The 6,682-nt window shown below is 39.9% G+C and carries 9 protein-coding genes; 4 read left to right on the forward strand and 5 right to left on the reverse strand.

Annotation, left to right across the window (positions count from 1 at the left end; all coding sequences use genetic code 11):
* Positions 1-15: 15 nt before the first annotated feature.
* Together LKE01_RS11150 and LKE01_RS11155 are read right to left on the reverse strand one after the other, a co-directional pair.
* Positions 16-534 (reverse strand): TetR/AcrR family transcriptional regulator, encoded by a 519-nt coding sequence (locus LKE01_RS11150; RefSeq protein ID WP_371681669.1) that lies wholly within the window; start codon positions 532-534, stop codon positions 16-18.
* Positions 535-544: 10 nt separating this feature from the next.
* Positions 545-1,344, reverse strand: a protein-coding gene (locus LKE01_RS11155; RefSeq protein WP_179286864.1) for an IS5 family transposase whose coding sequence is annotated in 2 segments (ribosomal slippage) — positions 545-1,056 and positions 1,056-1,344 — 801 coding nt in all. Because the reading frame shifts where the segments join, the coding sequence is not laid out codon by codon here.
* A 92-nt stretch (positions 1,345-1,436) separates the two neighbouring features.
* On the opposite strand from LKE01_RS11155, the gene LKE01_RS11160 reads away from it, so the two are divergent.
* Positions 1,437-2,096, forward strand: coding sequence for a hypothetical protein (locus LKE01_RS11160; RefSeq protein WP_143443144.1), 660 nt, complete (start codon positions 1,437-1,439; stop codon positions 2,094-2,096).
* Positions 2,097-2,122: 26 nt separating this feature from the next.
* Positions 2,123-2,401 carry a YfhO family protein gene (locus tag LKE01_RS12435; protein WP_095345102.1) on the forward strand — a complete coding sequence of 93 codons (279 nt, stop codon included), beginning with the start codon at positions 2,123-2,125 and terminating at the stop codon, positions 2,399-2,401.
* Positions 2,402-2,801: 400 nt separating this feature from the next.
* On the opposite strand, the gene LKE01_RS11170 is transcribed toward LKE01_RS12435, so the two are convergent.
* Together LKE01_RS11170 and LKE01_RS11175 are read right to left on the reverse strand one after the other, a co-directional pair.
* Positions 2,802-3,296 (reverse strand): DUF7679 family protein, encoded by a 495-nt coding sequence (locus LKE01_RS11170; protein WP_054769859.1) that lies wholly within the window; start codon positions 3,294-3,296, stop codon positions 2,802-2,804.
* Positions 3,297-3,387: 91 nt separating this feature from the next.
* Positions 3,388-4,026: a recombinase family protein gene (locus tag LKE01_RS11175; protein WP_054769858.1), complete on the reverse strand. Its 639-nt coding sequence runs from the start codon at positions 4,024-4,026 to the stop codon at positions 3,388-3,390.
* Positions 4,027-4,523: 497 nt separating this feature from the next.
* Here LKE01_RS11175 and LKE01_RS11180 point away from each other — a divergent pair, with 497 nt between their 5' ends.
* Together LKE01_RS11180 and LKE01_RS11185 are read left to right on the forward strand one after the other, a co-directional pair.
* Entirely contained in the window at positions 4,524-4,889 is a 366-nt protein-coding gene (locus LKE01_RS11180) for a DUF5839 family protein (protein ID WP_054769857.1), read from the forward strand.
* A 156-nt stretch (positions 4,890-5,045) separates the two neighbouring features.
* Complete coding sequence (locus tag LKE01_RS11185; RefSeq protein ID WP_054769856.1) at positions 5,046-5,819, forward strand: (S)-acetoin forming diacetyl reductase; 774 nt, start codon at positions 5,046-5,048, stop codon at positions 5,817-5,819.
* Between the two features lie 283 nt (positions 5,820-6,102).
* Here LKE01_RS11185 and LKE01_RS11190 read toward each other — a convergent pair whose 3' ends face one another.
* Positions 6,103-6,612, reverse strand: coding sequence for a Mobilization protein MobB (locus LKE01_RS11190; RefSeq protein ID WP_179286863.1), 510 nt, complete (start codon positions 6,610-6,612; stop codon positions 6,103-6,105).
* Between the last annotated feature and the right edge of the window lie 70 nt (positions 6,613-6,682).

Here is a 6,682-nt window from a genome sequence, read left to right on the forward strand (position 1 = left end):
GCTACCTAAATCTGCTTAGTTGTTATTCAAACTATCAGCTAATTGCTGAGCAGCCAATAACATTAAGTCCTTAATTTGTTCTGGTGACTCAGGCTGATCTTGGCCTAACCAGACACGTAGAATATTGGTAAAACCACCTAGTTGAAAAGCCATCACATAATTCACTTGGGTAGGAGTGCCCTGAACATGCCAAGGAGCTGCAAACTGTTGATAACGGGGGATTGCTTTTTGCTGCCAAATTTCATTCATGTGATCAAATAAGCCTTGGCGGATCAATAATTGAATTAAATCTCGTTTTTGCCACCAAAAATTTAAAAAAATGTCAAAAGTAGTTTTTAACATCATTTCCCCTACCTGTGGTTTCTGCTGGAGCAATTGTTCAAAGTACTGGTCGAACAACTGATCACACAGGTAATTAATAACCGCTTCTTTATTTTTAAAAGAATGATAGAACGTTTTTCGCGATAATTCAGCGGTTTGGGCAATTTCAGTAATAGAAATATCCTGAAAGTTCTCTTTCGTCATTAAATTTATAAGAAACTGTTTAGTATCTTTTGAGAAATAACCTGATAAAAGCTAACGAAACCATCATGAGACTAGTGTTGAGCTTACGCTCACAGTTACGCCATAAACGATGATAATTTCCCAACCAACTAAATGAACGTTCAATGAGCCACCGTTGGGGGATAACCAAAAATTGGTGTAACTCATTTTTTTTAACGACGATTACCTTGGCTGAGGTTAAACTGCTAATCTCATTGGCAAAATTTTGGCCGGTATAACCACTATCAACCATCATGGTTCGAACCAATTTAAACTGCTCTAAATTAAGGGTGACGAGGGCAATCGCCCCGTCACAATCAGTGATGTTAGCCCGGGTAATATGGATAGCTTGCGGGAATCCATTGATGTCAACGGCTAAATGGCGCTTAATGCCGGAAATTTTCTTGCCACCATCGTAACCCTTATTTTCAGCGGTAGCGGTGTTCTTAATGCTTTGGGCATCTAAAATGACGAACGAAGTTCGGGCTGACCGCCCTTGCCTTAATCGTCGATCAGCGACAATTTTTTTAAAACCTGAGTTAATAAAGCTGGTTTATCAGGGGTGGGGGCTTTTGACCAACTCATCCAATAGTAGTAAACGGTGGACCACTTTGGATAATCAGCCGGCAAATCACGCCAAGTACAGCCATTTTTAAGGACATAGAGCATGGCACAGAAGATATCATAAGGATCAATGTGTTTTGGGTGAGTTCGTTTTCTTGAAGCTTCCAGATCCTGACGGATCAAATCGAATTGTTGCCGAGAAATATCGCTTTGGTAATGATGACTAAAATGTTGCATATGATCACCAACTTTTTTGACAGTAGTTTATCAAATTATTGGGTCAAAATCAAAGATACTAAACAGCTTCTAACACTGTTACCAAAGCCGTCTTGTATCGACTAGATAGGAACAAATTAAACACATTAGCTAATCAACCTAAATTCAATTCAACCGAGTTAAAAAGAGAGGCTTTAATAACTGGATTAAAATTAAATAACTCTATTTTGAGGAAAAAGCTAAGACAAAACTCACATATTATTAATCAAAACCAACGCATAAATCATACCAGTCTTCATTTAATGAGCAGTGACATTCAAGACCGGCATCTCTCTTATCAACTTCAATTAAGAGATCCTCAGAGATATCGTAGTTGTGAATTATATTTATCGATTAAAGGAATTAAATCAATTAATCATACGATTCGTGACCGGTTACGATCATTGACTAATTATTCTATTATAAGTGGCAAACCTGTCTCTAAATTGCAGAAAATTAATCGATTACGAACAGCAATTAAATATCCCGATTTGGGTGGATTTTCGATAGTTGCCAAGACCAATAATTACCGAACGTATAGTCATCAATTGCCAATGAATAACTTATCTGATTATCAAAAACAACATCAAATGCTTTTAAATCTGGGCTATTCGTCAAAATTACGCCGAGCTATCATTTTAAACTTTAGTGGGGTCAAGCAATTAAAGTTTAATCAAGTTAAAGTATTTGCTGTTCCGTTTAATAATCGCTATACAAAAAAATACAGACTTTAAAGAAAAGTGGTTTAAAAAGATTACGAGTGGCTAACAACAAAATTACTGGTATCACCCGCACAACAAATCGCACCAGAATCTTAACTACTTCAATTCCGTATTCTAATGGGTGGCAAATTCGGGTAGATGGTCATCTTGTTAAACGACTAAGAATAAACGTGGGCTTCATAGGAGCCCAGATTCCTGCCGGAAAACATGTTATTCAGTTAACTTATAAAACTCCTGGCTTAAAGTTACGACAATTATTAAGCCAGCTAGGCTTCTGGATTATGTTTTTATCAAGCCTAGTTACTATTTTTAATTAGTTGCGCTTCAGGGGAATCCATATGAACAAGAAACAGTCTTAACGGTGATCAAAGAGATTTATTAGCCTATCCTAATCAAAAGTGGTGCTTGACATCAGGACTTATCCTGAATTGAAAACTAATTATCAGCTAATTAACCTCAGTTAAGTTGATTTGTATAGGGGCGTTTGTGCCATTCAATATATCTTGAAAAGCAGATGAGGCTGGGACAATAGCCAAAAATCAATACGACAACGTTCCTACCTCAAAGTGAAACTCCCGTGAAATCAGTATTTTTGTAAACTGATTTCACGGGAGCTTTTTTAAAAGTAATGTTCTTTGGAGTTATGTCCCAGCCACATCTGCTATCATGATTGGTTATCTAAGCAACACTATGTGCCAACAGTTTAACCAGCCTACTTTAAATATGCCAATATTGAATATTCTTTTTCCAGCGTTGTCGCTTAATTCGCCCTAATTGGCGTCGAATCCGCCAATTGGTAATTTTCCGCCAAAGGAGACTGTGATAAGCCGTTTGATGATAAAATTGACGTTGCCAATAGGTAATGTCTTTGCTAATTTGTTGTTGACTCCACCAAACATAATTATGAGTCAAATATCCGGCAACTTGGACATACGGACGTTCGGTCCAGTAGGCTGCTCCCATCAATTGACCTCGTGTAATTGGCAGGCCTCTGGTTTTAAACCAAGCCATTTTATAAATCTTCTGAATCTTGCCAACTCCCATCGGTGGTTGTTGCTTATCAGTGTAGGGGGCCAAAGGAACGACAATCAATGCTTGTAAAATTTGCTGGGGGTGTGCCGTTTGGTTTAAGGCCAATTGTAAATCATTAGAAAAGCGATAGGTACGCTGTTTAGTTGTCAATTGGATCTTGGCACACCAGAGCTTAGTCATGTTAAACCACCTTCATTTAATTTCAGAGTATGCCACATGATGGGCAAAATTGGCAACTTTTGTCTTATCTGGATCTTTACGAGCTTCTTTATCAATTAGCTGCTTTAATTTGGTCTTCCGCTCGATACTTTTCGATCCGATAGAGGGTAACTGGGGCAATTCCCAACATCCGCGCGATCTGCCGTTTGGTTAATTCCTCTCCCCGTTCTCGTCGGGTTAGCAAACGACAGGCTTCTTTATAAATATAACGTTTCTGTCGATTCGGTGAATGTGGTCCATATTCACGGACTTTACCATGATATTTTCCTTGCCGTTTAGCAATTTCAATCCCTTGTCGCTGTCTTACTTTGATTGTCTCACGTTCTTCTTGGGCCATATACTTATAAAGCTCAATAATGATATTGGTAATCAAGTTACGTAAGTTAGGATCTTCAATACTATTAAAGCTCGGTAAATTTAAAATGTTTAAGGTGGCCCCCTTATGGCGAATAGCTTCCATAATTTCTGTTAAATCGGCTGAATTTCTACCTAACCGATCTAAACTTAGCACAATTACCTCATCATCGTCACGAAGATAATCCAGCATGGCTTGAAGTTGTGGGCGGGCAGCATTTTTTCCAGAAAGTTTCTCTTGGAAAAGTTTTGTTACTCCCGCTGCTTGTAGTTGTTCAATTTGCCGGGCTAGATTTTGCTCACGAGTACTAACACGTGCGTAACCAATTTTTGTCATTTTCAGAACGCCTCCGGATCACTTATATGTAACTAATAATAATCCAACTTTCAACCGAATACAATAGGGTAGGCCCTAGCTAAACAACTTGATATCAATATACGCAAAAAGCCCGCCCATAGGGTGATAAGCAGGCCAATTACGCATATTTTACCGAGATAAATTTTGTACACTCAGGTGTACAATGGCTATTATAAAAGGCTTAGTTAATCAATAAAACCTCTTCCGTTAAGAAGAGATTTTAGCCGTCAACTATATTTCGGTGAAATAACTTGATTGGAGTTATAACTTGAGTTTATACTGGTCAATTTAAAAAAGCAAAAGGTTAAGTTAGAAGGGTAAAACATGTTCTTTTCAATTTTTTTCGGGATGATTTTATTAGCAATGGGGATCATATTAGTAGCCCTGCTATTTTCTTTGAGAGCTTATATTTAAGGGTTGAAACCAGCCTATCCCACACTAAGCAACGACATTATTAACAAAATGGAGGTCTTTTTATGAATCAAGGGCATCGAATTGAAACCGTGATTAACGGCCATCATGTGAACAAAAATCATTATTTTAGTCTTAAAAGTTACCAATGGCGAGTTCGCCATCACAAAACCGTGGGGAAAAAGAATCTTGCGATTGGTCAATTAGCTTGGGTAGAGGTGACTGGTCAACCTAAACCGGTTTTAGTGATCATTACCGGGATTCACACGTTAACCGAGCCTGCCGATCGCCAGGTCGCACGGCAGTTAAAGACCGTCAAGACGATTACAACTAACTCAGTTAAAGATTTGGACGCCATCACTCAGAATAACTTTGAGCAATACTTGGCCACCCACCCCCAGGGAGACCCTTTTTATCAACCTCAGCAATAAAGCAATCGCTAAAATTATTAGCTAGTTGGAGCAAGGAAAGTCATTGCTGACTATATCATGTGATTCACAATGAAAAAGGCCTTTTTCTTATTGTGAATTATTTGCTTGTGAAGTACAATGTAAGCGGATAAAAAAGAGAAAACGGAGGCGCTTATTATGGCAGAAAAAGTAGCGTTGGTTACAGGTAGCGGTCAGGGAATCGGTGAAGCAATTGCAACACGGTTACACGAAGATGGCTTTAAGGTAGCAGTTGCGGATTTGAATATCGATAATGCAAATAAGGTAGCCGCTAAATTATCGCCGGATGGCAGTCAGGCCATTGGCGTTAAGGTAGATGTTTCAGATCGTGATTCTGTCTTTTCGGCTGTTAATGAAACTGTGGATAAATTGGGCGGCTTTGACGTGATTGTCAATAATGCAGGCCTTGGACCAACCACACCTTTGGATACGATTACCCCGGATCAATTCCGACTGATTTATGGGGTTAATGTTGGTGGCGTGCTCTGGGGGGCCCAGGCTGCTCACCAAGCCTTCAAGAAATTAGGCCATGGTGGTAAGATTATCAATGCTACTTCACAAGCCGGCGTGGTCGGCAATCCTAACCTGGCCCTTTATTCAGGAACCAAATTTGCAGTTCGGGGGATCACACAAGTACTTGCTCGTGATTTGGCTGAAGAAGGGATTACAGCCAATGCTTATGCACCAGGGATTGTTAAGACACCGATGATGTTTGATATTGCCCATCAAGTTGGCAAGAATGCCGGTAAAGACGATGAGTGGGGCATGCAACAATTCGCAAAAGATATTGCTTTGAAACGGTTATCAGAGCCCGAAGATGTGGCCGCTGCCGTCTCATTCCTGGCTGGTAAAGATTCTAATTATATTACCGGCCAGACAATCATTGTTGATGGCGGCATGCAGTTCCATTAATTAACTAAAGGTTGTTTAAATCATAATTTGTCATGGCGTTTATTAAGGACCCAGACCGATGATTATCGGCCTGGGTCCTTTTGTAATGCTGAGATTTAGCCCTAAAATGGTTTCTCCTCCATTTTAGCCAGTTAACATATAAAGGTACTTAAATTGGCTTAAACCCGCAGAAAAACCGCAAATTTAGCCAATAATAAGCCAAGAACGAGTTAGCCAGGGTTAAGATCCTAATTTTATGCCAATAGAGCCTGAAGCTGGTTTAACTCTAATAGATTGACCCGAATTACCCGAAATACCTGATTAATAACCAGAAAATAAGACCAGTCAGAATCCCAGTTGGAATCACAGCTAACAAATAATTCTTAATTTCATACCATGAGAACCGCCTTTTCGTGGTTTGTAACTGCTGCTCCACTTGATTAGCGACTTGGGCCAGCGTCTCTTGGATAGCCTGGTTCACTTGGTCGCTGAGTTGGCTGAGGCGCTGGTTGTTTTGGCCTTGCTCGGTTTGAATCCGTTTGAGTGCGGTTAGATTTTCCTGACTGATCAGGTTGGTCTGCTTTTGAAACGTTGCGTAGGCGCTTTGTAAGGTCTGTTTTAATTGGGGCTGTGAGTTGGCGTTGCTGCTGTCTAAGTTGTTTAAGGTCGTCTGAAATTGTTGATTGACCTGTTGAGCGGTTTGTTCGATTTGTCGCAGTTGTTGATCGAGAGACGTTTTGGCTGTGGCTTGCAGTTGAATCTGAGTGCCCTGGTAATTCCGGAGTTCGGCTATGGTCTGATTGAGCTGGGTCAATTGTTGGGTTAACGGTTCGTTCTGGTTGCTGGTTGGTTATTGTTTGGTTTTGTCGGCTTGCCAACTCATT

The organism is Lentilactobacillus kefiri (assembly GCF_007989105.1).
GTDB lineage: Bacteria > Bacillota > Bacilli > Lactobacillales > Lactobacillaceae > Lentilactobacillus > Lentilactobacillus kefiri.

What these genes read in the sequence shown, in the direction of transcription:
- LKE01_RS11185 (WP_054769856.1), top strand. Translation starts at nt 5,046, where the DNA reads ATGGCAGAAAAAGTAGCGTTGGTTACAGGTAGCGGTCAGGGAATCGGT.
- LKE01_RS11170 (WP_054769859.1), bottom strand. Translation starts at nt 3,296, where the DNA reads ATGACTAAGCTCTGGTGTGCCAAGATCCAATTGACAACTAAACAGCGT.
- LKE01_RS11180 (WP_054769857.1), top strand. Translation starts at nt 4,524, where the DNA reads ATGAATCAAGGGCATCGAATTGAAACCGTGATTAACGGCCATCATGTG.
- LKE01_RS11175 (WP_054769858.1), bottom strand. Translation starts at nt 4,026, where the DNA reads ATGACAAAAATTGGTTACGCACGTGTTAGTACTCGTGAGCAAAATCTA.